This is a genomic window from Halodesulfovibrio aestuarii DSM 17919 = ATCC 29578 (assembly GCF_000384815.1).
Lineage (GTDB): Bacteria > Desulfobacterota > Desulfovibrionia > Desulfovibrionales > Desulfovibrionaceae > Halodesulfovibrio > Halodesulfovibrio aestuarii.
On sequence record NZ_ARQF01000021.1, the window covers coordinates 745,219 to 769,120 of the forward strand.

Here is a 23,902-nt window from a genome sequence, read left to right on the forward strand (position 1 = left end):
AGCGTTCTTTTTGTAGCAACCACTGCCTCTTGTATTGCAGTGGTTGCTATTTTCTGTTTCCTTCTCTACTTTTCCTTCCCTCTTTTTTCATTAACTAAACTACAGCATGTTTTTGCATGGTCATGGCAACCGTTTGAAGGTAATTTCGGCATATTGCCTATGGTTATGGGGAGTCTCCTGTTGTCGCTATTCGCCTTAGCGTTGAGCTATCCCCTAAGCTTAGGCCTCTGTTGCTATATTCACGGTTCCAGCCATTCTACACTGCGTAAGGCTATGCTGGTACTGGTGCAGTTTATGACGAGCATTCCGACGGTCATTTATGGTTTTGTCGCAGTGTTCTTGCTGGTGCCGTTTTTGCGTTCTTTTTTCCAACATGGCACAGGATTTTCCATACTCGCGGCTGGACTCATTTTGAGTCTGCTCATTTTACCGACTATCGTACTCATTTTGCATAGCCAGTTTTCACAGATTGAACCAAAAATTCGTCTGACAGCTAAAGCGTTAGGCATGTCAGAAGCTCAAAAATTTATATACATTGTGTTTCCGAATGCAAAGACAAGTTTACTGACAGCAGCTGTTCTCGGGTTTGGCCGAGCCGTTGGAGATACTCTTATTCCACTGATGCTTGCAGGGAATGCAGTAAGCCAGCCGGAATCTATTCTGGACTCTATCCGGACTCTAACGTCGCACATTGCTCTTGTCGTGGCGACGGATAGTCAGAGTGATGCGTACCTGTCGCTTTTCGCATGTGGTATGGTGCTGTTTTCTTCTACGGTAGCTGTTAATATCGCGCTTCGATGGATCGCTGGTAAATCTGAGGAAGGAAAGGCATGAGTAAGGTAAAAGAGCTTCTACTCTGCATAGTTACGTATACAGCTCCCATTATGACTGTTGGCGCTATCGTGCTTTTACTGGGATTTTTGTGTATCAAGGGCATCCCTGCACTTTCCTTATCTCTTCTTTTTGGCGATTCCTCTCCTGTAGATGTACTTTTTCATGGAATGCCTGTGTTTGATGGAATATGGCCGGCATGCGTAGGGACGTTATATCTCGTATTGTTATCATGCAGCATGTCCATTCCTATTGGGATAATGACAGGTATCTATCTGGCAGAATTTGCACCGGAAAATTTCAAGCGCCCTGTCACTTTTTTAACAGATTTGCTTGCCGGTATTCCATCAATTATTATGGGGCTTTTTGGTTTTGCACTTATCCTGCTTGCGCGGAACACTTTTTTCCCACACGCTGTTACCGGACTTTGGCTTTCAGCCTTATGTATTGCGGTACTTGTGCTGCCTTATTGTATTAATACTACAGTCATTGCCCTTTCCAGCTTGCCTGAGGAATTAAAGCTGACGGGCCCCTCTTTAGGGTTTAGCCCTGTACAAAGTACCTTTTACATACGCATTCCGTTAGCCCTGCGCGGCATTATGAGTGGTATTATTTTATCTATAGGTCGAGCGTCAGAAGATACTGCGGTTATTTTGCTCACCGGCGTCGTTGCAAATGCTGGGGTACCTCGAAACCTTTTTGATAAATATGAAGCATTGCCGTTTAAAGTGTACTACCTTGCTGCACAATTTCAGAGTCAGGCAGAGCTTACCCAAGGATTTGGAACAGCGTTAATTTTACTTTTACAAACAACGTGTCTCTTTTTAGTTGCTCACTATTTAAGACGAACAATGGAACGAAAATGGTTCTAACAGAAACTTTACCTCCTGCTATCCAAACAGAAGACGTAACCATTTCTTTTAACGGGCTGCCTATTGTTAAAAATCTGTCCGTTTCATTTCCTAAAAACAAACTCTCAGTTCTTATTGGACGTTCCGGTTCTGGAAAGACAACCTTGTTGCGCAGCTTCAACCGATTGAATGAGTGTCTTGAAGGAAGCAGCACTACAGGGAGAATCCTTGTTACGTTGAATAATTCTCAGCATGACATTTATTCCGGCACAATTTCTTGTGAGGAACTCCGGCGTCGTGTGGGTATGGTTTTTCAAACCCCAAACGTTCTGCCAAATTCTATACGGAACAATCTTATTATTCCGTTAAAGCTTGCGCTGCACATTCACGGTAGCGAAGCTGAAGCCCGTATGGAGCATGCGTTAAAACAAGCAGCTTTGTGGCGGGAGGTAAAAGACAGATTAAACAGACCTGCTACGCATCTTTCTGGAGGACAACAGCAACGCTTATGTATAGCCCGAGCTCTGGTGTTGCAGCCGGAAATCCTTTTATTAGACGAACCAAGTGCTTCCTTGGATTTTCATGCGACACGAACCATAGAAGAGTTGCTAGGCTCCCTTTCTTCAGATTACACGACCATTGTTGTTTCCCATAGTCTGGCGCAGGCGCAGCGCCTTGCTGATAGCCTTTATGTACTTTCTTCTGGTGAATTGGTTCAAACGCTTTCTAAAGAAGAAGTTCGAGATAGTGCTGTTATGCAGCAGACTATAGAAAACATACTGTAAACATTGAGTGTTTCACTTCTTTATAGAGTCTAGTGGCTAGTGAACGTTCTATCTGTGAGTATATGTCTTGCGTATTCTAACAACATTGTAATCAAATTTTTTGTGCCATACGGATAGGATTCGTGTATAGCCGACAACAGCATCCTTCCCTTTTTGTTTACAAAAAAAACATAGGGAAAGCACATATAGTAGCCGACAGGTGTATGTGCTTATCGTGTATACGATGTGTGAATGAAGCTATAAAACAGGGAAATATTGTATGACCAGCAATGCCACTAAACTCCTTTTAGTTGAGGATCAGGAAACAGCAGCTACCTATATTGCCAAGGGACTAAGAGAAGAAGGATTTGTTGTAGATGTTGCTTACAACGGTCCTGACGGTTTGCACTACTTACTGACAGAAGAATATTCATTGGCAATTCTTGATATCATGTTGCCGGGCATTGATGGGTTGACCATTCTTGAAACAGCAAAAAAGGCTGACAGAACCCCTGCTGTACTGTTCCTTACTGCCCGCGACGGTGTTGAAGATAGAGTGCGCGGATTAGAACTCGGCGCAGATGATTATCTTGTGAAACCATTTGCCTTTGCAGAACTGCTGGCGCGAATCAGGGCCTTATTACGGCGCTGCTCCCCTATTATTAGCGCTGAGACAGATTTAACCGTAGGCGATTTAACGCTCAACCTCTTAACGCATCAAGCTACAAGAGCTGACAAAGTTATTGACCTCACGCCTAAAGAGTTCGCCCTGCTCCAACTTTTTATGCGTCGGAAAGGCGAAGTACTCACCCGCACAGTGCTTGCTGAACAGCTATGGGGTATTAATTTTGACTGTGATACGAACGTCGTTGATGTAGCTGTAAGCAGATTACGTATTAAAATAGATGCTGACGCAACGCATAAGCTTATTCATACACAGCGGGGAGTCGGATATGTTCTCAAAGCCGAAGAATAAATTTGGCGTATTACGCACATGCTCCTTACAAGCACGTCTCGCTGTGGCATTTGCAGTTATAACAACACTTATTGTTTGTGCGACGTCATTTTCGATCTATTCTGGTCTAAAGACTCAGCTTCGAACGGAAGATAAACAGGAATTTATTGAAGCTGCAACGTTTATCCGTGATGCAGTTGAGACCCTTTCTATTACTACCGATTCTAAAAGCTGGCAGCTTATATGGGAATATGCTGTTAATGCACATGGCCGGTTGGGTGTACGCGTCTTTTCTACGAATAACGAGCTATATCTCTCCACGCCCAATATGAATATCCCTTCAGAAGTTTTTTCACTTTCAAACCCTCCTAAGTATGGGGTCTGGACTGATCCTAAGTCTAATATTGAATACCGAACCACTTCTTTTTTAATAAGCACAGCACCGGGACAGACATGGCGGGTTGATGCTTCTTATGACTTGAGTCCCACAAGTGAATTACTAAGCACGTATCGATGGAATCTTATGATTTTGCTTCTTGCCGGAATCTTGCTTTCCGTTGCCATAAGTTGGTTTGTCAGCGGGTATGGCCTGCGTCCATTACGGCATGTGACAACATCCATACAAGGAATTTCTTCGGAGCATCTCTCTGAACGCATTGGCGAACAACCTTGGCCTGAAGAGCTTGCAGGGCTCGCGAAGTCTTTTGATGCCATGCTTGAACGTCTGGAAGAGGCCTTTACGGAACTAAGTCAGTTTTCAGCGGATATCGCCCATGAAATGCGCACTCCAGTAAATAACATGCTTTCAGCTGCCAGTGTCATGCTTAACAGGAACAGAGATGTTGCAGAGTATAAACAGACTCTTGAGACAATCGAATTAGAAGCAACACACCTTTCCAGACTTATTGAAAACATGCTTTTTCTTACAAGAACTGAGCATATGCAGGCTCCTTTGAGCATTGAAGAATGCTCAATTCAGGAAGAATTTCAATTTCAGTATGCCTTATTGGAAGCCCTTGCAGAAGAAAAGCAGGTTGAGCTTAGGTTGCAAGGAGAAGGCGTTGTGACTGCAAACAAAGACTTATTGAGACGGGCACTGCTTAACCTAGTAGGAAATGCTTTACGATTTACTCCTACGGGCGGGCTTATACAGCTAGCTTCTGAGCATCTGGATGGCTTTGTGAAAATTACAGTATCCGATACCGGCTCTGGAATTGAAGCGCACCACCTCCCGCATATTTTTACGCGGTTTTACCGTGCTGACATAGCCCGTGCAGATCGTTCAAATACGGGGCTTGGTCTTGCCTTTGTGCAGACCATCATGGCAGCGCATGGAGGGAGTGTTTCTGTGGATACAGAGGTTGGGAAAGGGACCACGTTTACCCTGCTGTTTCCTGATAACTAACAAGACTGTAACGTTTCTGTTTGAGATTTGTGGAGTGCTTTTTTGTAAGGTGTTTCCATTGCATAAGCTGACTTGTTGAAAGGACCTTTTAGGTGCGTAACAGCGTCAGCTTTAGTTAAAAAGCTATGGAGAAACGTAATGAAAATAGCCTCCCAACTTTTAATAGTTGCTGTCTTTTGGGGTCTCAGCATAAGCGTTGTGTCGACTGCTTTTGCCAATGATAATGCTAAGTGGCCAGTAATAAACGGTCAGGTCGTTGCTGTTGATACTGAGCAATCTGTCGTTATTGTCAAAAATGATGCGGAACAACAGATGACATTTCAGGTGGTACCGACTTCTGAAATTACAATAAAAAGCAAGGGACTATTGAAATTCAATCGTAATGCAACCTTGAAAGATCTTACCGCTGGACAACGGGTTTTAGTAACATACTATGGTTCAGGCGAACTGAAGGTTGCTAGAGACATAAAGAGTTTTTTCGGCGAAAGGGCCGTGAATACTTCCCCTTAATGGTAGTACTCATGGCTCGAGCAAAGTTAGCATCTCATAGAAAATAAATGGTATTCAAAAAAGCCAGCAGGTATTCCTGCTGGTTTTTTTTGCTCCCTCTGCTTGGCTGACAACTTTGTCATGTTTCTGTTTGTTCTTTGATATGTGCCAATCGGTATATGTTCTTTTTATATGTGCTTATAGCAATAAGCCTGCGTACAATCCTATTGCGATATAACCGTTATGCAGGAACACCATTTTTTTGTTGGATAATCCCGAATGAGTATGCAAAAAATCTGTACATTTTTTGAAGAAAAGCTGTGCCATAAGTATGTCCCTTTATTTTTACTTGGACTGCTGATTGTAATTACGACAACTGCGTATTTAAATCAGCTTGATCCGGAGATAATGGAAGGACGTAACTTTATTACTGCAAGTGAAATTATTAAAACTGGGAACTGGGTTGTGCCAAGCCTTTTTGGAGAGCTGCGCATTGCTAAACCACCACTACCGACATGGATGACTTCGGCTGTAATGATGTTAGCAGGGACTGATACAAATCTGGTTGTAAACAGAATCCCTTCAGCTTTTGCCGGATTATTTTTGTCGCTGGCTTTTTTTGGTCTTACAAAATCTTTGACGAGGTCAACACGTATTTCCGTGATAAGCACAGCCGTGCTCGGAACCAGTTACCTATACATATTTATGGTACGTAGAGGCACGTGGGATATACACGCTATTGCCTATATGACAGCGATGATATGGGCGCTTGATGTGTTGCTCAAATCCAAAAAGTTTCGCCCTTGGGTGTGCTTGTCTGCAGGTCTATTCTTTGGTCTATCGTTTCTTAGTAAGGGACCGGTAGCTTTTTATGCCCTTCTGTTACCATTTCTTTTTTCAGAAATAGTCGTAAATGGCGCAAAAAAAATGACCAGCCAGTGGAAAAAGCTTCTGTTGGTTGGGGCATTGGGGCTGCTTATCTCCGTCAGCTGGTACGTTGTTATTATGATAATGCACCCGGAGGCAATGGCCGCAATGTTTTCTAAGGAAACAGCAGCATGGGCTGGGCGACATGTCCGGGGGTGGTGGTATTATCTGCCGCAGGTTCCTGCAATGCTGGGGCTTTGGGCCATCCCTGCCGCACTTGTCTGTATTCCGCAATATGCGCGTTCGCGTTTACAAGATACTATTCCATATAAGCAATTGCTACTTTGGACTGTGGGAATAGTTGTCCTTCTTTCAATTATTCCCGAAAAGAAAGTTCGCTATCTGCTTCCGGTCATTGTTCCGTTATCTATACTTGTCGGTGGGTATCTGGATTACTGTTTAAAACAAGGATTTTCTTTTTACGGAACGAAACGCGGATTCCAGCTGTATGCTGTCTTAGGTGTTATAATCCTTCTGGCAATCGTTGGTGTCATGTGGATTGCTGGAGAAATTTCCTCAACGCCTTTTTATACTGATCCATGGCAAGTCTTTGCGGCGTTATGCAGCCTACTGCTTGCAGCACTGCTTTGGACTACTGCTATGTACCATAAGCCCCAATTACTTCTCGGATGTTTGTTCAGCACAATGGCACTCTTACTGGTAACAATTCCGCCGCACATAAAAACCTTAATGCCCAACAGAGGCGCTCTTCCCATTCAGACTATTCGTAGTTTTGTAGGGAATGTTGAAGAGCAGGTGCATTCGCTCGCTTCATTAAAATTGCAGACCCAGTGGATCTTAGGCAAGCCGGCAATACGTATTGCAAAAGAGGATCTGATGACCCTTTCGCCGGGGGAACATATTGTTATCGCTTCATATCCAACTGATTTTCCTAATAATATTGTGGTAGAAAAAGAGTACCTTGCCAGATATGTTAAGCATAACCCATTGCTTATATATCGAGTCAATGTACAGAACTAGTTGGATGAACGTGGTAAAGCTCTCACAGCATATTGTGAGAGCTTTTTTTATGTTTTAAGCGCATACAAGCTTGGTGCGCCCCTTTTTTCCTTCTAGCTTCAAAGACAAAGAAAACACAAATATAATGCAACAAATAGTAACAAAATACTGCACACCTATCGTATCTATCAAGAACAGTGACGTGCTTTTTCACCCCACCCAATAGGTATAAAGTGGCTGTTCAGCCTATTTCAGGTTAATATTCACTCTGGTCTATTGTTATTGATGATTGATCTTTCTTCATGAACCAATTACGAATGCCATTTTCGTCCATTGTAATTGGAACTGGGCGTAACTATGAAGAAAAACCTCTTGGCTCTTCTTTTTGGTTTCTTCACGGTGAATCCTGCATTTGTATTAAGAGGCTACAATGAATTTGAAATTTTTCTTTGCCACGAAAGCGCGTAAAATTACGACAATTACGGTTGGAACCCTGCTTTCCATTTTTCTTCTATATGTACTTGTGGGATTTCTTGTTATTGCGCCTGTAGCCAAATGGCAGCTGGAAGAACAATTACCGCCATTACTCCAACGTAATGTTTCTATTGGAAACGTCAGTCTTAATCCACTTACGCTACATGTTGAGTTCAATGATATTGCCATTAAAAAGAAAGATGGAAATGGAGACCTATTTTCTGTTGCAACATTTGAAGCACAGTTATCGGTAAAATCCGTCCTCGCTCTGGCGCCGATTGTTGAGCATGTCCGAATTGTTAAGCCCAAGATTAACATTACACGGTACAAAAATGATAGCCTCTCCATTGATGACATTCTTGAACATCAGGCAAAATTAGCGGAAGAAGCCGTTGAAGAGCCTCATGAAAAAAAGAAAGACGAACGGATTTTCCCCTTTAAGATTCTAAATCTGATTCTGGAAGACGGCGATATTGTGTTTAATGATGAGAAAGTAAACGCAGTTCAGCATGTTAGCAAACTATCCCTTGCCGTTCCGCTCACGTCTTCATTTGAAAACGATCTTGAGCAAGCGGTTAAACCAAAGCTATCTATGCTTATTAACGGTACTCCGTTTAATCTTGATGGCTCAACTTTTCCGTTTTCAAACAGCTACTTAACCAAGTTTTCTTTTGTGGCGGATAATATTTCTCTTGCCAGATATTGGAGATACTTTCCTATAAAATCTCCTGTTGCTTTGACTTCCGGTACGATGAATGTAGCCATGAATCTTGGCTTCAGTCGTCCTGCTGGTCAGCCATTGAAATTGGATATAGACGGTACTGTGAAATTTAAAGACCTCGGTTTAACTAAAGAAGATAAAACTGAGGTGCTCGCTATCCCACAGCTTGTGGTGAATCTTAAAGATTTTTCTTTGACCGAAAAAAAACTCATTTTTCAAAACATTGAGATTGACTCACCGTATGTTGAAGTTCACAGGCAAAAGGACAATTTGATTAACTGGACAACATACTTTGTTCCCAAAAATGATAGCACTGTAACGCCAGATACCAAAAACAATGTGGTTTCGGACGTAAAAAAAGAAGCAAAGAAAGCAACTCCAGAGAAGAAGGACACTGCGGAAAAGAAATCTGTTCAAGACACAGCAAATGCACTTTCTGCAGAGCAAAAAAACAAACGTCCATTTACAATGGTTGTGGAATCGTTCTCGATAAAAAAAGGAAAAGTTCTTTTTAAAGACAGCACTGTTCCCGGGGAATTTGCAATAACGCTCACTCCAGTCGATATAGCTGTAAAAAACTTGAGTACAGAGCCGGCGAGCTCTGCTGATGTAATGATTACGGTTGGAGATAAGAAGCTGATTGAAATTGCGGGAGGAGTTGGGATTTCTCCTGTTACAGCTAAGTTAAAAGCAGATATCAACAAGCTGTCACTTTCTCAATTTATGCCATACCTTGCCGCAGCAACACCTGCCCAAATTAGCAGTGGTGCTCTTAATGCGACTGCTAATATTCAGGTAGCTACCGGTGCGTCTTCTCAGGTGCAGGTACGTATTGCTAACGGCAACATTCAGTTGCAGAATCTGGCTCTTACCGGAAAAAACTTTAAGAAAGCCCCTATTGCTCTACAAACACTTACGGTGGACGGAGCAACGATTGATTTGCAAAAACAGTCTGTGGAGATCGGAAATATCGGATTTATTGGGCCTGATATTACAATAACTAGAAATAAAGAGGGAATAGATATTATCTCCCTTCTGGTTGCCGAGCCAGTTGCCTCAAAGCCGAAAGCGCCTTTAGCTGCCTCAAAATCATCATCTTCCGCGAGCCCATGGAAACTGCTCATTCAGGGGGTAGCTGTTAAAAATGGAAAAATTACTCTCCATGACACCGCCCTTAAAAAGACTGTTATAACTAGCTTGAAAGACGTTGCCATAACAGCAAGCGACATTACGCTAGATAACAAGCCGTCTGCTTTTTCTGTTTCCACTGGAGTAAACAAAAAAAGTACTATTAGTGCAAAAGGTACCTTTGCTCACTCCCCTCTTGCTGTTGATGGTAATATAAATGTTAAAGACGTTAATCTTCCTGATTTTGCAGAGTATGTTAAAGAATATACAGAAGTTGCCATCACAAAAGGAACCGTCTCTGCCACTGCAAAAGCTAACGTTTCTGTTCCTAAAAATGGTGATCCCAAAATTAATGTAGCAGCGGATATCACCGTCAATAACCTCTCAGCTGATGGCAAAACAGCAAAGGAACACCTTGGCTCTGTAAAGCAGATTTCTGTCAAAAAGGCTGCGTTTGATTCCACAAAAAACAGTGCTGCAATTGAGTCGGTAACGATCGACAGGCCAGAGACTGAAGTCATTTTAGAAAGAAACGGTTCGGTGAACCTTGCTCGTGCAGTTCAAGGGAAGCCTGAAGGTACAAAAGCTCAACGTGCGTCTAAGCAAAGCAAACGCGCAGCTATTCAAGCTACAACTAAGCCGTTTGGTATCACCATAGGCAACATTACACTTAAAAACGGGGCAATTACATTTCAGGATGCCTCTATTACTCCTAAAGTTGTGCTTGATTTTGAAGATATTGCAGCATCATATAAACAATTTAGTTTGTCAGCTTCAAAACCATCTCCGGTTAATTTCTCTGCGACTCTACAGGGACGGAGGATTTCTGCTTCCGGTACTGTGAGCCCTATGGCCTCCCCGATTGCGCTTAATATGACGATGAAACTTGATGATATCGTACTGGATAAATTTAGTCCTTACACGGTAAAGTACATTGCTTATCCAGTTAAAACAGGGTCACTTGATGCTGATGTGAAATTGAAAATTTATCAAAATAAGCTCAATGCTGAGAACCAGCTCCTATTCGAAGATTTTACACTTGGAGAACGAAACTCACAGTCTAAGGCACCATCCGTGCCTATTAAGCTGGGTCTCTCTCTTATGCGACAACCGAACGGGGATATTCCATTAAATCTGCCTATTACAGGTAATCTGAACGATCCGAACTTCCACATTAATCAGATTATTGCAACGACTCTGGTAAACGTAGTTGTGAAGGCTGCTATTTCGCCTTTTACTTTACTGGGGTCACTACTTGGCGATGTTTCTCCTGAACAGGCCCAGTTTATTACTTTTAAGCCCGGTTCTGCTCAGTTACCTAAGACAGACCTTCAAATGCTCACCAAGCTGGCATCAGTTTTGAAAACTAAACCTACTATTACTCTTGAATGTCTTGGATACTACAATACAGATATTGATGTGAAAGGGTTGAAAGATCGTGCTCTTAGCATGGCAGTTAAGCAACAATGGTATGATAGTCTCTCAAGTGCTACACAAAAAAACATTGATCTGGAGGCAGCAGCTATACCTAAGTATAACTATGAAAAGTACTTGAAAGAAGCCTATGAGAGTTTTCCTGAACAAAAAGATGACCCTCGCCCTAGTGGATTATTTGGATACGAAGAACAGACGCAGGAACAGATGGAAGAATTTCTTAGAAATTCAGTAGACACCACTCACGAAGCGCTGCGCAAACTCGCTGTTGACAGAGCTAATGCTGTCCGTGACGTGATCATCAGTAAATATCCGGAGCTTAAAGACCGTGTGAAGGCTATCCAGGCTGGTTCAAGTAAAAAGGATTCACACGCAACGTCGGTACAGTTAAAACTAAAACAGTAGATACCGACAATGTCGGTCTGACTTTCTGTTAACAAAAGAACTGCACATATTCACTCTGCTATAACGCAGTAAGAATGTGTGCAGTTCTTTTGGCTTTGAGCATAAACTAGATAATATCATTCACTAAACAATAAAGGACACCTCCTTGCGAACGGGATAATTTTAAAGACAAGATCGTTACGTCTTGCCCTTAATTTACCTTTTAAGGAAGTGTATGAATTTGACAGAAGCTAACAGACTAATAGCAACTCTGAAAGAACAACTGGAAATCGAACAAGCTCTCAACAATGTAGCCTTTGAGGCAATAGGGCTATTCGATGAGAACCTGAAGTGCGTTGCGGCAAATGCTGAGGCTCTTAAAACTATGGGGTATACATTAGAAGAGCTTCCTACTCTTTCTGCTTTTGACTTCCTTGCTGAAGAATCGCTGGCTATTGCCCGAAAAAATGTTGAGAAAGGATTTGCAGAGCCATATTTTGCAACCTGTAAACGAAAAGATGGCACAACATTTCCTGCCGAAGTTAGAGGCAAGGCAGTAACTCTTCATGGCCATAGATATCGTGCCACAGCCATGCGTGATCTCACGTTTACTCGTGCTATTGAAATTGATTTAGCAGACACCATGTATGAACTGGAACTTATTTTCAATAACTGCAAAGTTGGCCTCATGCTCTTAAAGGGCGGAAGGTATTTAAAGCGAGCAAACCAAGCTTTTGCAGATATTTTAGGGTATGACTCTCCCGATGAGATGCTAGGTATCAGCATGAGGCAACTCCATCTCTCTGAAAAAGACTACAATGAATTCGGTGAAACTACGTATACTAGGCTCAAATCCGGTGAACCATTGAAGGTTGAATATCAGGCACGAAGAAAAGACGGTAATGCAATTTGGTGCCTATTTACAGGGCAGGCTGTAGATAGAAATGCTCCTGCCAATCTGTACAAAGGTGTTTTGTGGGTTGTTGATGATATTACGAAAAGAAAGGCTAAGGAAGAGTATTTATTGCAGATGGCCACCACGGATGACCTTACAGGAGCGCTGCATCGAAAAGAGTTTTTCCGTCGAATAAAGTTTCTTACAGATGGAGTAGGTCAGGACGCTCAGAGGTGTTCTGTTTTAATGATTGATTTTGATAACTTTAAAAAGATCAATGATACATTCGGGCACGAAGCCGGAGACGCTGTTTTGCGCGATTTTTCCATTCTGTGTAAAGAACATCTTAGAGATAACGACTTGTTTGCAAGAATCGGTGGAGAAGAATTTGTTGTTTTTTTACCGAAAACAACGAGGTATAAAGCTGTTCAAGTTGCAGAACGGTTGCGCAAAAATTTTGCAGAGAAGGATACTATCTGTTGTGGTAATATTATCCCCTGTACAATCAGTATTGGAGTTGCCGGAGCGACTTCAAAATACATAGCGACAGAAGAATTACTTCGCAGTGCTGACTCGCGTTTGTATAAAGCCAAGAATAGCGGACGAAATAGGGTCGTTTTTTTTGATGAATAAGAAGTAAGATAGATCAAGTGTGGATAGTTTTAACGAGAACGTTTTTCTACAGTTAATAAAAAAGGGCATTGTTCCAAACTGGATACAATCCCCTTTTTATTAGAGCTTAGGTCTTTGGTGTATCATAAAAAGAAAGGGCTATTTCTTACCGCCGCCTTTGCCGCCGCCTTTACCGCCGCCCTTGCCATTTCCACCACCTTTTCCATTTCCGTTGCTGCCGCTTTTACCGCCGCCTGCACTATTTCCACCGTTCCCACCGCCTTTGCCGGAATTACCGGAACTGGCACCGCGAGCACTGCTTTTAGATTGGCCAAGACCTACAGCTTTGCTTCCACCAGCCTTGCCGGCTTTTGCACCCGGAGCAGTGGAGTAGCCTTTTTTAACGTTACGGGCTGTCGCAACACTTCTATTTTTTTTCTGTCCACCAAATCCAGCATTCTTGCTTCTTTTCGTTTTGCCCAGAGCTTTACCGTTGAGAGCTCCTAAAACACTTGGGTGAACTCCAAGCTCGTGTGCAATTTGTCCCCAGCCCATCTCTGCTTCGCGCATATTTGCTATATCAGCAGTAGTAACAGAGGTCATGGATGCCATTGCGTCATCTGCTTCAGCTTGAGCGGCAGCCAAACTTGCTTCGGCAGCTGCTACAGCCTCTGCAGCAGCTGCAAGCGCTGCGTCATCTGCTTCAGCCGCGGCCAAGGCTGCTTCAGCTTCTTGAGCCGTTGCTACAGCTGCTTCGGCTTCGGCAACAGAAGCTAATGCAGCATCCACTTCTGCATCAGGTTGTGCGGCAACAGCCGCAGCTAGCGCATCCGCTTTGGCTGCTTGAGCTGGATTCGCAAAAGAAGGAGCTTCGTCAGTACCGGCCTCTGCTGCCGCATCGGCCCCTTCTTCTGTACCAGTATCTGTTGTGGCATCTGTACCTTCTTCTGCACCTGCTTCTGTTGCAGTATCTGTACTGGGAGCCGCGTCTGTTTCAACTCCCGTGCTGGTGGTTGCATCGGTTTCTGCAAAAGAAACAGCTGCAAAAGAACAAACCATCAGGCAGCATATTATGCCTAAGACTGCATATATCTTATTTACTTTCATCTAATCCTCCTCCTAGTTCACTTTTGTAATAAATCGTACAGATTCAGGCAGCTTCTGTGTTTTATTGCTTGAACCAACAATTTCTGACTGTCCGAACCAGCTAATAGGTAGCTGGTTTCTTTCAACATCAGGAACATAACCAGTTATATAATTTTTGATGGCAACAGCTCGTGATTTTGCAAGAGATTTATTCCCTTTTACATAAACAACAACATTGACAGAAAGATTAGGTGCATTTTTGAGCATTGCTCCTAACAATTTTAAAGATGCTGTTGTTTCTGTTTTTATTTCTGCTGTTTCTTTTTCAAATTTTACAGTCTCAAAGCTTACTTTTCGCTTACCAATATAAAAATTACGCCAAGAATAATCACCAAGCTTGTTAAGACTGGCAACTGCATTCAAAGCAAGGTGACCATCTGGGTAGTATTTAAGGTATCTTAATAATGCCTTATGCTCTCGCTTATAACGCTTCATCCCATGCAAAGCAGAAGCAGTGTTAAATAGCGCTTCAGGGTCATACTCGTCTTTTCGTAATACTATCTGATATTGGTCGTACGCTTTTTGCCACTCTCGTTTATCCAGATAATTGTGCCCAAGATACAAATGAGCATATGTTGAATCGGGATTAAGCTGTAATGCGCGTAGATATGCCTTGCGCTCATTTTTATAATCCATGACAGACCAGTAGTTAATTCCAAGCCAGAACTGGTAGTCATCGTCATTAGGTTCAAGTGCTACAGCCTTTTTTAGGTGCTTAAGCGCTGCTTCCGGCTTATCTTGTGCTAGGAGCATACGTCCAAGGAAGTAATGAGACATTGCGTCATCTGGATTTTCAGCTACAGCTTGTTCAAAATCTTTTTGACCTTGGCTATATTTTTCCATCCCAAGATAATATTGCCCTTTTACTCCGGTACAGCCGGCCACCATCACAACGAATATTCCAATCAAAGCAACTCGGGACACTATGTTAGATATGCTCATCTACTACTCTCAAAGTCTTTAACGTTGAACAGATATAAAACATCCAAGACATCTATTTTATTTTTCTTCTGAAACACCTAACAGGCGGGGGCGTAAAGAAAGTTCACGCGCAAACTTATGAGGAGAAGTTCCCTTTTTTACAGCCTGCGTTGCCTTCTCCATAAAATCATCCGGAGCCACACCACCTCTCGTAACAATTGCAAAAAGTTGCGGAAGTTCTTTCCATCGACTCATTACAGCATCATCTTTCATGACGAGAGTAATAAATTCATTCAACTGTGAGGAAGAAACACCAGACTGTTTCAACAGCGAATACAGGCTGAATGCTGCCAGTGCTGTCTTAATCTTTTTGCTGTGATGAGAAGAAAGAAACGCCTCAGCCTGAGCGTGTGTAGCTCCTTGTGAGAAGGCTTCGTGCATAGTTCGTATCTCTGATTCACTAGGAGTTTTATTTGTATACTGAGCTAACAGCTGTTTTGAAAACTCCATTTCTTTAAACAGGCTTTTCAATGCCATACAAATACGTTCACCTTGAATCCTTTTGGCACTCCCCTCACGGATTTTTTCTTCGAAGACAGATGCAGGTAACTTTGAGTTTTTGGCTGCAAGTGCAATATTGAGAATGCAGACAGCACTTTCTCCATCTAATTTTTTATCAAGAACTTCCTGAGTGACTAAAAGTAATACGTCTTGCTGTATGCCAGCTTCTTTAGCCATTTCAATCCGCTCTGAAAGCCTAGTTTGAACGGAGGCTATAGGGACGTCGCTCCCGTTTGCTATTATCGGAAAGCACAGCAAGCATATTGTGATGCAAACAATAAATTTTACATCCTTAACTTTTATGACTTCCCTTTCGGCACCTTTTGGTAACACGGTATTAGAGATCATGCAGAACTCCACCGACTTGAAGCAACGCGTTTTTATTTCCGAAGCTGTCGTGAACATAAAAAGCAGCCCTTGGGTCAGGCAACGGGGCATCACCATTAACGAGAAAAACGTACTCATAGTCCCCAGGGGGAAGCTCGTGTTCAAGTACCCATGCTTCCTTTTCTTCATTATAGCTCATTTCAAACCCCTGACTCTGCCATTTATTAAATGAACCGATAACTACTGCGGAAGAAAACTTTCGATCCGGATCTGGCAAGGCAAAAGAAACAGCTTTAAGCTGTAAAGCTACAGGCGTGGTTTGAACTGCATTAACCAATCTGCCCTGTTTTCTATACGGAGTATCGTACAAAAAGGAGATGCAACAAAAAATCAACGCGAAGCTGGCTGCAAGCTGTAAAGGGGATATATTTACAGTTATCGGGTTGGAAAATATCGACCAACAATTACGTATTCCTCTAGAAAACCTGTCGAAAGGAGACAATGTTGTTGGCACTTTATTCGGAAGATTTCCCATAACATTTTCTAGAAAGTTATCCGGAGGTTCTACATCAAGAAAGCCATCTTCATGGAAAAGCTTACGCAACCGTTCTTCTGTAGTTACAGTTTTATTCTTTTTCATTTGTCCCCTCCACTCTAGCTGAAACAATCTCTATTCCTCGTTTCAAACGCATTTTAGCTGCACTTGTTCCAATCCCCAGAGAGTCAGCCACTTCTTGTATTGACAAATCATCACGAAAACGCAGTAACAAGGCTTCACGATAGAGAACCGGAAGCTGCTGAATAACCTGCATAATGCTGCCATTTAAAACTTGCTCTTCAATCGTTGCATCAAAAGACTCATAATCCGTATCCAGTTCGTCAGTAAAAGAAGATTTCCGTCCATCCTTGCGCCAGTAATCCCGTAACGTGTTAATTGCGATGGCGTTTATCCAGGACGAAAAGCTTTTTTCAAAAGAAAATTGCGCTAATTTTTCAAAGGCTTTCAAAAAAACATCTTGGGCCAATTCTGCTGCTACGGCTTGAGAGCGGATAGAACGAGCAAAAATACTATAAATTTTAGCCTGATATTTTTTTACCAGAAAAGCATAAGCATTTGTGTCTCCGTTTAGAACAGAGACAACAATATCCCTGTCTGGAATAGTGCATTCCTTCTGGTAATTAGTGTTGTTCATCACTGTATACTACGTTCTTGAATAAGGTTTGGTCACAAAAAAAAATATTTCATATGTTTTTCATATGAAAACAGACGATAATGTATCGAAACAAAAAAAAGCAGCAGGTGTCTCTGCCGCTTTTTTATCTATTGACCGCTTAGTCTGCCAGCTTTTATTTCTCACTTTTACCTCGTTTCCTCGTCAGTACAAGACGAAAAACACAAATATAGTAAGTAATACAATAGATACCTCAGCAAACAATACTCTGTAATAATTGTGTACCACCACCTCAAGAATTTATAAGAATTCTTTACGGAAGTTTTAGCGTCTGCAACGCGTTCATATCTTGATGAAGATTTTTTATTAAAAACAAATGCAAAATGTTGAAGGCAGATGTTCACTCAGCTGACCTTATTATTTTATAAAGTCACAATGAATTCTTGCTGTAGCTACTCAGTTTTATATAGACATCATTATCGAAAAAGCATACATCTCCTTAGCTTTAAAAAATGCCTCTTGTTTTCATGTAAAAAACCTATAAGAACAATATGTTAGAAAAAGAAACACTTGGTTGGAAGGAATGGGTTTCTCTTCCGGATTTTGGTATTTCGTGCATTCTCTCCAAAGTGGATACCGGAGCCAGAACGTCTTCGCTTCATACAATAAATGAAGAAGCATTCATCAAGGACAATTCAGAGTGGGTTCGCTTTACCATTGCACTTGATTCTCGAGAAAATAGAACGATTACAGCTGAAGCTCCGATATCGGCAAGGCGCATCGTTACAAATTCCGGTGGGCAGACTGAAGAACGATTTGTTATTGAAACTCAGCTTTGCATTGGTAACTGGCGCAGTTTGGCTGAAGTTACCTTAACCCGCCGTAAGGGTATGAAGTGCCGTATGCTCATTGGCCGCACGGCTATGTCTGGAACAGCAATTGTTGATCCAGAACATGCTTTTTTACATCAAACTCCATTATGTGATTAAATTAATGAAGATAGCTATCCTTTCCAGAAAGGCTGAACTGTACTCCACCAATCGGCTTGTAGAAGCAGCGGAAGTACGTGGCCATGAGGTTGAAGTAATCAACCCGTTACGCTGTTACATGAACATTACTGCTCATAATCCTGCGGTATATTACCGGGGTGAAGAGTTGAAAAATATTGACGCAATCATCCCTCGTATTGGCGCTTCCATAACATTTTATGGAACAGCCGTTGTACGGCAATTTGAAATGATGGGGGTATATAGCGTAAACGAATCCGTTGCGATTACCCGCTCCAGAGATAAGTTACGCAGCTTGCAGCTCCTTGCAAGAAAAGGGATCGGGCTTCCGGTCACAGGCTTTGCCAATTCTACTGCTTACACACAGGATCTTATCGATCTGGTCGGAGGAGCACCGCTTGTTGTAAAGCTTCTTGAGGGTACACAAGGTGTGGGCGTTGTACTGGCAGAAACTCATTCTGCTGCCGAAAGCGTGATTGAAGCTTTTCGGGGGCTTAAAGCTAACTTTATTGTCCAAGAATATATTAAGGAAGCAAAAGGTAGCGATATCCGGTGCATTGTTGTCGGAGGAAAGGTCGTGGCTTCGATGATGCGCAAAGGGAAGGAAGGAGAATTCCGTTCTAACCTACACCGAGGTGGTTCTGCTTCTGTTGTTCGTATTACTCCTGAAGAACGCTCTACTGCCGTCAGGGCTGCAAAGATTATGGGACTGGGAGTAGCCGGCGTAGATTTATTACGTTCAAATCATGGCCCTGTTGTCATGGAAGTCAACTCTTCGCCGGGTTTGGAAGGAGTCGAGGGAGCCACGGGAAAAGATATTGCCGGTATAATCATCGATCATATCGCTAAGAACGCCTGCCCAGGAAATACCAGAACAAAAGGCAAAGGTTAGCCTTTTAAAAAATAAATCTGCAAATGCAAAAAGAGGAGCTCTTGGAACTCCTCTTTTTTTGGGTACTGAACCCATGTGTCTGGATACGTATTGGGCATAACCAACTGTCCGACTAGTAGTCCTTTTCCCGCATTCTACGCGGCTCTTTGCGGCCGGATGACCAGTCGGCATCAAATTCATCTTGCCACAAGTCGTCTTCAGTTACAGAGGCGGAACGAATAACGAGATAATCTAACTGACCGTCTCTACGAATGTAGCCTGAGACATCAAGCCACTCACCAATGTATGAAAGTAAATTTAAACCACTACGATTTTCTTCTACTACATATCCATCATTAGTTGTTGTAACTAACATTAAACCTTCAGGCTCGTCGCAATTCTTGATCCAAGGTTGTAATGTTCCGCTTAGTTGAACTGTTTTCTGTTCACGACTCATAACGTTCTCCAAACTTATGATCCTGACAAACAGGGTCCCTGCACCTCCAAACAACATGAAGAGAACTTCAGCTATTAGGCATGGGGCTTTTGGGATGTTAATTTGTTAGGGTGCCCCGACAAATTGCCGGAGCACCATCCAGTGCGGCACGCTGCTAATGTACATCCACAGCTGATAAAGTGTTGTATGTTTCAGTATAAATAAGTGTTAGCTCCCGAAGGATATGAGCAATATCGAGTGCTACAGATATTAGTTATTCGACCTACAACTAACTATAAAAGACTCTTTACACGTTGCTTCAAAGATATCTAAAGAGTTTGAGGAAATACATTTAACAGAAGATAGTTAGGATCCTTCTTTGCCGTCAGATTCGGTATCTACCTCTGACGGAAGATCTCCACCTTCATAAACATCTATACTGGTGACTTTGAATGCCGGTTTTTTATTTACGGTGACATAGTCACCGAACACTTCAACCTGCATACCTTCGAGCGAGATATCCTCAAAATTTAAAAGCAAAAATTCATACTCACCGTCATCGAGATAGAAATTTTGGCCCTTAACAGTGATGCTACCTGCAATGACTGCATTCGGTTCAACAACTTCATATTGTTCCGCCCTGCATTCGCCAATTACCAGCAGTGCCATAACTATGCTTAAGCATAGAGAAATCATTTTTCTCATATTGTGTTCCGACTGTTAAAAAAATCTGATTTAACAAAAGGAATTACTTTTTTTACGTTGATAGTCTCTGTTGTCCCATCACTGCTAATAAAACCCTTCAGCAACACCGGTTCTCGTAATAACTCCAACAGATTTGCGTGCTGTGAAAGATTTTCAATAACAATTTCACGCTCACCAGCGCAGGCAATTGAAACTTTCAATATATTAAATTGATCATCCCTTTCGTAAGGAACCAAAACACCAAGAACGTCTTGAAGTGTGCCACATTTTTTTTGTTTCAAGGTATCCATTTTGACACCTCACTGTGTTTACTTTGCTAAAGCATAGAAAGTGCCAAAGCGTTAAGTATCTGTTTTTATTTGTTTTCACTTTGTTTGTTTACAAAAAAAAGAACCACCAGTTCTTATTTCTAAAACGTGGTGATTCTTTTTTTGAATGAAGTTATCTTTTTTTATCTAATTAGCTAAGATTAAAGACTAATTGATAAATTAAAAAACGGAACTATAGATTCTTATTGTGTCAAAACAAGAACTTACAGTTCCTACTTAAAGTCATCTTTTGTTAACTCATGCTTTTGCATTAGCTTATGAATTTGACGTGTTGTAATGCCTGCCTGTTTTGCTGCTTTATTAATTTTCCCCTTAGTAGCCTGTAGCAACTCCGAAAGATATATATATTCGAATTGGTTAACAACGTTTTGCCGAGCTTCACCAAGTGGGACTGATATATCTGCCTGCGTATCAAGTGTAGCACTCGAAAGCGCTGAAATTTCGTTAGGTATGTTTTCCAACCGAATAAACTTGTCAGTTTCAAGGATGCAAGCACGCTCGATAATATTTTCCAATTCCCGCACGTTTCCCGGCCATGAATAACGTTTAAAGGCAGCCAGGACTTTAGGATGAAGGCCAACAATATCTTTACCAAGCATATGGTTGCAGTCCTGAATAAAAGTTTTGGCAAAAGAGGCAATATCTTCTTTTCGCTCCCTAAGGGATGGGATGCGGATAGGGAATACATTCAATCTATAGTACAAGTCCTTACGAAATGTCCCGAGTTCACACTGCCGCCACAAGTCATCATTAGTCGCCGCGATAATACGTACATCAACAAAATGCTCCTTATCGCTTCCCACACGTTGAATGGTACGTTCTTGAAGGACATGGAGAAGCTTTATCTGCATTGAGGGAGTAATTGTTCCGATTTCATCCAGAAAAAGCGTCCCTCCTTCAGCCGCACCAAACTTACCGATAGTGTCTTTTAAAGCTCCTGTAAAAGCTCCTCGAGTATGTCCGAACAGTTCACTTTCGATCAGAGAATCCGGTATAGCTCCGCAATGCAGGCTAACAAACGGTTTATCTCTTCTTGTACTATGAGAATGAATGAGCTTTGCAAGAACACTTTTTCCGATACCAGTCTCACCAGTTAAAAGAACCGTTGTTTTGGTTGCAGCCATCTGCCTGACCATGGAAAAAACTTCACGCATCAACGGGCTATTTGTTTTCACAAGCTGTAGCGCCTTCTCATTCCAGAAATCATCTTGGAGATAGCTCAGCTCATGTTTACGTGCTAGATCACGATCTAACCGCGAAAGTACCAGAGTTACCTCTGAATGCATAAGCGGGTATGCCAGATAATCCACTGCACCGGCATTAATGCCCTCAATTGCATATCTGATCTCAGTTGAATTGACCAAAATAACAACATCCGCACTAGAAGCTTCCTTCCATATATAATTCAGCCCCTCAGAAATATCGACTTTGTCCCCGAGCAGTAAGCTGTGGTCAACAAAAAAAACATCTATGTGGCTGTTTGTTGTGGCACTGACTAACTCACAGGCAGTATTGACTTTGATATCAGGTTGTATCGCAAGGATACTGCGCTTGAGCATTTCACTGGCTTCAACATGTGGGGTAACAATTTGGTATTGTAACATTGTAAATTCCTATTAATGAAATTTACGAAGTTACATATATCTTGGCAATAAAAAATAGTCTTATTCCCCTCCTCTCTTTCCTCGTGGTGACCAATTTAGTTTATATATTTAGCTGCCTCAGCCTATAAAAACATTTCCTTTTAGCCACATTGCAATTCGCTACTCAAAAAGATGCTTTGAACTAACATTCACTGTTATACCTACGAAAAGTTGTTAATTTGCCAAGATATACTGGTGAAATATCGATCAAAATATATAATTAGATAAGTACAGAAGAGGTCTCTACAGAACATGCATCGGTCGTGTGGTGGGACTAATCTATTTCTAACCCATCTCCTCAAAGCTAGATGCAGTATCATAATTGTTCATCTGCTCGTAACCAATGGAGAGATAAATGCGCGAATATATCCTTAAGCTTTCACCTGTTATTGTTGCCATAGGTATGGCTTTGTTTCCTGCTCCGGAGGGACTATCAATTGAAGGCTGGTACTTTCTGAGTATTTTTATTGGCGTTATTGTCGGGCTCATAATTGAGCCGGTCCCTGCGGCACTTGTGGGCTTTGTCGGGGTGTCGATAGTCGCCACATTAGGCTTGATCGGCAATCCTACCGCCAGTCGAAACTGGGCTCTCTCAGGCTTTTCCAATGGCGTTATATGGCTCGTTTTTTCTGCATTTATGTTTGCATTAGGGTATAAAAAGACAGGACTTGGGAGACGTATCAGTTTAGTCCTGATACGGTTCCTAGGTAAAAATACGCTTGGACTTGGTTATGCAATTGCTTTTTCTGACGCGATACTGGCTCCATTTATGCCTTCAAATACAGCAAGAAGCGCAGGCACAATTTATCCGATTGTGAGTAATATTCCACCGATGTTCAACTCTACTCCGGATCATGAACCACGCAAGATAGGTTCGTATTTAACGTGGGTTGGTATTGCCTCAACATGTGTCACCAGCTCTATGTTCTTAACAGCATTAGCTCCAAACTTACTGGCCATCGATATCATCGCCCAGACAACAAAAGTTCAGATCACCTGGGGACAATGGGCAAAAATAATGATTCCTGCCATGCTCCCTCTTTTTATCCTCACACCTTGGCTTGCTTATATAATTTACCCTCCAACTCAAAAAAGATCACCGGAGGCCCCTGCCTGGGCTGCAGAAGAACTTAATAAACTTGGAGCAATAAGCCGAAAAGAGCTTATGATGCTGGGTTATGCTATATTGGCACTCATTTTATGGATTTTTGGCAAAGAGCTTGGCATAAACAGTACCGTCGCAGCTATACTGGTTCTTTCTTTTATGGTTCTGAGCAATATACTCACGTGGGATGACGTCATAAGTAATAAAAGCGCATGGAACGTTCTGGTCTGGTTCGCAACTCTTGTTGCAATGGCCTCCGGATTAAAGAAAACTGGCGTGCTTCTTTGGATCGGCAAACTTGCTGCAAGTCATCTGCATGGCTTGCCTCCATCTTCCGTGGCGTTATTCCTCGTTCTCATGTTTTTCGTCCTTCATTACTTCTTTGCCAGCACTACGGCGCATACAACAGCCCTTATGCCCTTATTTATGGTAACCGCAGTCTCTCTTTTACCACCTGAAATGCTTCCACGAATTGCCCTTATGCTCGCAGCAAGCCTTGGTCTCATGGGTATTATTACACCATACGCAACTGGCCCATCTCCAATTTGGTATGGTTCCGGATTCATTAGTCAAGCTCGCTGGTGGTTTCTAGGCATCATTTTTGGCGGCCTTTATGTCGCTACAATGCTATTGCTTACCACCTTGTACGTATAGATAGACATAAAAAAGGACTTGCTGATATCAGCAAGTCCTTTTTTATGTCTTGTTCCCAGATGTCGTTTTTTATTAATATATTTAGAAGGTTATCTTTTTTTATTAATAACTATAAAAGGTAAGCAAAAAAGCAACAGCTTTCCTCCATAGAGACATAACCAGTCGCTTCTCAGACTATTCCAGCAGCAAATAGAA

General features: G+C 42.1%; 21 protein-coding genes. 12 read left to right on the plus strand and 9 right to left on the minus strand.

Annotated elements, in window-relative coordinates:
* Positions 1 to 165: 165 nt before the first annotated feature.
* The 9 genes from F461_RS19540 to F461_RS0114405 all read left to right on the plus strand — a co-directional run bounded on the left by F461_RS19540 (position 166) and on the right by F461_RS0114405 (position 12,851).
* Positions 166 to 834, plus strand: coding sequence for a PstC family ABC transporter permease (locus tag F461_RS19540; protein WP_268874347.1), 669 nt, complete (start codon positions 166 to 168; stop codon positions 832 to 834).
* The gene (locus F461_RS0114370) at positions 831 to 1,703 is read left to right on the plus strand and encodes a PstA family ABC transporter permease (protein ID WP_020001861.1); all 873 of its coding nucleotides are present in this window, start codon (positions 831 to 833) and stop codon (positions 1,701 to 1,703) included. Before F461_RS19540 ends, F461_RS0114370 begins: the two co-directional genes overlap by 4 nt.
* The gene (locus F461_RS0114375; RefSeq protein WP_020001862.1) at positions 1,694 to 2,467 is read left to right on the plus strand and encodes a phosphate ABC transporter ATP-binding protein; all 774 of its coding nucleotides are present in this window, start codon (positions 1,694 to 1,696) and stop codon (positions 2,465 to 2,467) included. The genes F461_RS0114370 and F461_RS0114375 overlap by 10 nt, the downstream gene beginning before the upstream one ends.
* Before the next feature lie 259 nt (positions 2,468 to 2,726).
* Positions 2,727 to 3,422, plus strand: a complete 696-nt coding sequence (locus F461_RS0114380) for a heavy metal response regulator transcription factor (protein ID WP_020001863.1) — start codon at positions 2,727 to 2,729, stop codon at positions 3,420 to 3,422.
* Complete coding sequence (locus F461_RS18780; RefSeq protein ID WP_020001864.1) at positions 3,400 to 4,806, plus strand: heavy metal sensor histidine kinase; 1,407 nt, start codon at positions 3,400 to 3,402, stop codon at positions 4,804 to 4,806. The genes F461_RS0114380 and F461_RS18780 overlap by 23 nt, the downstream gene beginning before the upstream one ends.
* A 138-nt stretch (positions 4,807 to 4,944) precedes the next feature.
* A complete protein-coding gene (locus F461_RS0114390; protein WP_020001865.1) occupies positions 4,945 to 5,316 on the plus strand; it encodes a hypothetical protein in 372 nt (123 codons plus the stop codon).
* 258 nt (positions 5,317 to 5,574) lie between these two features.
* Entirely contained in the window at positions 5,575 to 7,203 is a 1,629-nt protein-coding gene (locus tag F461_RS18785) for an ArnT family glycosyltransferase (protein ID WP_020001866.1), read from the plus strand.
* Positions 7,204 to 7,612: 409 nt separating this feature from the next.
* Positions 7,613 to 11,344, plus strand: coding sequence for a DUF748 domain-containing protein (locus tag F461_RS0114400; protein WP_020001867.1), 3,732 nt, complete (start codon positions 7,613 to 7,615; stop codon positions 11,342 to 11,344).
* Between the two features lie 214 nt (positions 11,345 to 11,558).
* A complete protein-coding gene (locus F461_RS0114405; protein ID WP_020001868.1) occupies positions 11,559 to 12,851 on the plus strand; it encodes a sensor domain-containing diguanylate cyclase in 1,293 nt (430 codons plus the stop codon).
* Between the two features lie 138 nt (positions 12,852 to 12,989).
* On the opposite strand, the gene F461_RS18790 is transcribed toward F461_RS0114405, so the two are convergent.
* The 5 genes from F461_RS18790 to F461_RS0114430 form a co-directional block, all read right to left on the minus strand.
* Entirely contained in the window at positions 12,990 to 13,937 is a 948-nt protein-coding gene (locus F461_RS18790; RefSeq protein ID WP_020001869.1) for a hypothetical protein, read from the minus strand.
* 12 nt (positions 13,938 to 13,949) lie between these two features.
* Positions 13,950 to 14,918, minus strand: a complete 969-nt coding sequence (locus F461_RS0114415; protein ID WP_020001870.1) for a tetratricopeptide repeat protein — start codon at positions 14,916 to 14,918, stop codon at positions 13,950 to 13,952.
* 57 nt (positions 14,919 to 14,975) lie between these two features.
* The gene (locus F461_RS0114420; protein ID WP_143154747.1) at positions 14,976 to 15,635 is read right to left on the minus strand and encodes a hypothetical protein; all 660 of its coding nucleotides are present in this window, start codon (positions 15,633 to 15,635) and stop codon (positions 14,976 to 14,978) included.
* A gap of 160 nt (positions 15,636 to 15,795) precedes the next feature.
* Positions 15,796 to 16,425: an early set domain-containing protein gene (locus F461_RS18795; RefSeq protein WP_020001872.1), complete on the minus strand. Its 630-nt coding sequence runs from the start codon at positions 16,423 to 16,425 to the stop codon at positions 15,796 to 15,798.
* Positions 16,412 to 16,978 (minus strand): RNA polymerase sigma factor, encoded by a 567-nt coding sequence (locus F461_RS0114430; RefSeq protein WP_020001873.1) that lies wholly within the window; start codon positions 16,976 to 16,978, stop codon positions 16,412 to 16,414. Before F461_RS0114430 ends, F461_RS18795 begins: the two co-directional genes overlap by 14 nt.
* A 530-nt stretch (positions 16,979 to 17,508) precedes the next feature.
* Here F461_RS0114430 and F461_RS0114435 point away from each other — a divergent pair.
* A complete protein-coding gene (locus tag F461_RS0114435) occupies positions 17,509 to 17,946 on the plus strand; it encodes an ATP-dependent zinc protease family protein (RefSeq protein ID WP_020001874.1) in 438 nt (145 codons plus the stop codon).
* Between the two features lie 4 nt (positions 17,947 to 17,950).
* Positions 17,951 to 18,856, plus strand: coding sequence for a 30S ribosomal protein S6--L-glutamate ligase (rimK, locus tag F461_RS0114440; protein WP_026364791.1), 906 nt, complete (start codon positions 17,951 to 17,953; stop codon positions 18,854 to 18,856).
* A gap of 112 nt (positions 18,857 to 18,968) precedes the next feature.
* Here rimK and F461_RS0114445 read toward each other — a convergent pair whose 3' ends face one another.
* The 4 genes from F461_RS0114445 to F461_RS0114460 form a co-directional block, all read right to left on the minus strand.
* Complete coding sequence (locus F461_RS0114445; RefSeq protein WP_020001876.1) at positions 18,969 to 19,292, minus strand: hypothetical protein; 324 nt, start codon at positions 19,290 to 19,292, stop codon at positions 18,969 to 18,971.
* Between the two features lie 345 nt (positions 19,293 to 19,637).
* A complete protein-coding gene (locus F461_RS0114450) occupies positions 19,638 to 19,976 on the minus strand; it encodes a hypothetical protein (RefSeq protein ID WP_020001877.1) in 339 nt (112 codons plus the stop codon).
* On the minus strand, positions 19,973 to 20,266 hold the full coding sequence (locus tag F461_RS18045) for a hypothetical protein (protein ID WP_020001878.1): 294 nt from the start codon (positions 20,264 to 20,266) through the stop codon (positions 19,973 to 19,975). Before F461_RS18045 ends, F461_RS0114450 begins: the two co-directional genes overlap by 4 nt.
* A gap of 251 nt (positions 20,267 to 20,517) precedes the next feature.
* Positions 20,518 to 21,909 carry a sigma-54-dependent transcriptional regulator gene (locus F461_RS0114460; protein ID WP_020001879.1) on the minus strand — a complete coding sequence of 464 codons (1,392 nt, stop codon included), beginning with the start codon at positions 21,907 to 21,909 and terminating at the stop codon, positions 20,518 to 20,520.
* Positions 21,910 to 22,303: 394 nt separating this feature from the next.
* On the opposite strand from F461_RS0114460, the gene F461_RS0114465 reads away from it, so the two are divergent.
* Entirely contained in the window at positions 22,304 to 23,707 is a 1,404-nt protein-coding gene (locus F461_RS0114465; protein ID WP_020001880.1) for a DASS family sodium-coupled anion symporter, read from the plus strand.
* Positions 23,708 to 23,902: the final 195 nt, after the last annotated feature.

Coding starts and splice junctions, on each gene's coding strand:
- F461_RS19540 (WP_268874347.1), top strand. CDS start 166: ATGGGGAGTCTCCTGTTGTCGCTATTCGCCTTAGCGTTGAGCTATCCC.
- F461_RS0114370 (WP_020001861.1), top strand. CDS start 831: ATGAGTAAGGTAAAAGAGCTTCTACTCTGCATAGTTACGTATACAGCT.
- F461_RS0114375 (WP_020001862.1), top strand. CDS start 1,694: ATGGTTCTAACAGAAACTTTACCTCCTGCTATCCAAACAGAAGACGTA.
- F461_RS0114380 (WP_020001863.1), top strand. CDS start 2,727: ATGACCAGCAATGCCACTAAACTCCTTTTAGTTGAGGATCAGGAAACA.
- F461_RS18780 (WP_020001864.1), top strand. CDS start 3,400: ATGTTCTCAAAGCCGAAGAATAAATTTGGCGTATTACGCACATGCTCC.
- F461_RS0114390 (WP_020001865.1), top strand. CDS start 4,945: ATGAAAATAGCCTCCCAACTTTTAATAGTTGCTGTCTTTTGGGGTCTC.
- F461_RS18785 (WP_020001866.1), top strand. CDS start 5,575: ATGAGTATGCAAAAAATCTGTACATTTTTTGAAGAAAAGCTGTGCCAT.
- F461_RS0114400 (WP_020001867.1), top strand. CDS start 7,613: ATGAATTTGAAATTTTTCTTTGCCACGAAAGCGCGTAAAATTACGACA.
- F461_RS0114405 (WP_020001868.1), top strand. CDS start 11,559: ATGAATTTGACAGAAGCTAACAGACTAATAGCAACTCTGAAAGAACAA.
- F461_RS18790 (WP_020001869.1), bottom strand. CDS start 13,937: ATGAAAGTAAATAAGATATATGCAGTCTTAGGCATAATATGCTGCCTG.
- F461_RS0114415 (WP_020001870.1), bottom strand. CDS start 14,918: ATGAGCATATCTAACATAGTGTCCCGAGTTGCTTTGATTGGAATATTC.
- F461_RS0114420 (WP_143154747.1), bottom strand. CDS start 15,635: ATGGCTAAAGAAGCTGGCATACAGCAAGACGTATTACTTTTAGTCACT.
- F461_RS18795 (WP_020001872.1), bottom strand. CDS start 16,425: ATGAAAAAGAATAAAACTGTAACTACAGAAGAACGGTTGCGTAAGCTT.
- F461_RS0114430 (WP_020001873.1), bottom strand. CDS start 16,978: ATGAACAACACTAATTACCAGAAGGAATGCACTATTCCAGACAGGGAT.
- F461_RS0114435 (WP_020001874.1), top strand. CDS start 17,509: ATGTTAGAAAAAGAAACACTTGGTTGGAAGGAATGGGTTTCTCTTCCG.
- rimK (WP_026364791.1), top strand. CDS start 17,951: ATGAAGATAGCTATCCTTTCCAGAAAGGCTGAACTGTACTCCACCAAT.
- F461_RS0114445 (WP_020001876.1), bottom strand. CDS start 19,292: ATGAGTCGTGAACAGAAAACAGTTCAACTAAGCGGAACATTACAACCT.
- F461_RS0114450 (WP_020001877.1), bottom strand. CDS start 19,976: ATGAGAAAAATGATTTCTCTATGCTTAAGCATAGTTATGGCACTGCTG.
- F461_RS18045 (WP_020001878.1), bottom strand. CDS start 20,266: ATGGATACCTTGAAACAAAAAAAATGTGGCACACTTCAAGACGTTCTT.
- F461_RS0114460 (WP_020001879.1), bottom strand. CDS start 21,909: ATGTTACAATACCAAATTGTTACCCCACATGTTGAAGCCAGTGAAATG.
- F461_RS0114465 (WP_020001880.1), top strand. CDS start 22,304: ATGCGCGAATATATCCTTAAGCTTTCACCTGTTATTGTTGCCATAGGT.